The 615-nt window shown below is 44.4% G+C and carries 1 protein-coding gene; it reads left to right on the top strand.

Going from position 1 to position 615, the window contains the following annotated elements; translation table 11 throughout:
• Positions 1-615: SidA/IucD/PvdA family monooxygenase (locus tag BJU60_RS14820; protein ID WP_141737257.1), on the top strand; the 615-nt coding region annotated here is incomplete at both ends.

Below are 615 nucleotides of genomic sequence, written 5' to 3'. Positions count from 1 at the left end.
TGTTAGAGGAGTATGAGGATGTCTCATGCTGTTTTTTTGAACAAGAGTCTGAGTTTGCCTGGCATCCTGGTATGCTGATCAAAGGAACGGATTTGCAAGTTTCCTTTTTAGCAGATCTTGTCACAATGGCGAATCCAAGGAGCAGGTATACATTTTTAAATTATTTACATGAAGCAAATAGACTTCACCGGTTCTATACATTTGAACAGTTTGATATCCCGCGGAGAGAATTCAATGAGTATTTATCATGGGTGGCAGGAGAATTAGACAGCTGTCAGTTCGGGATGAAGGTAGAAGAAGTGACGGACTGCCAAGAAGGCTACCTTGTGAGAGTCAGACGGCTGAACGATGGATCGCTTTCTGAATATCGTGCAAAGCATGTCGTGTTAGGCACAGGAAGCAAACCAATGATTCCAGTCGATGTGCCTGAAGCAGTATACCCATATGTGACCCATAGCAGCCGTTATTTAGATCAGCAGAAAGCACTTCATGAAGCTGAGTCGGTGGCGGTAATCGGCTCAGGGCAGAGTGCAGCTGAAATTTTCTTAGACCTGCTTCAGCATCAAAAGAAAGGGCAGCAGCTTTCGTGGTTTACGCGTTCTAGTGAATTTAGAG

The sequence above is a fragment of the Exiguobacterium aurantiacum genome, assembly GCF_001766415.1.
Taxonomy (GTDB): domain Bacteria; phylum Bacillota; class Bacilli; order Exiguobacteriales; family Exiguobacteriaceae; genus Exiguobacterium; species Exiguobacterium aurantiacum_A.
The sequence above is the reverse complement of the archived record's forward strand: the minus strand, read 5'-3'. Positions and strand labels throughout refer to the sequence as shown.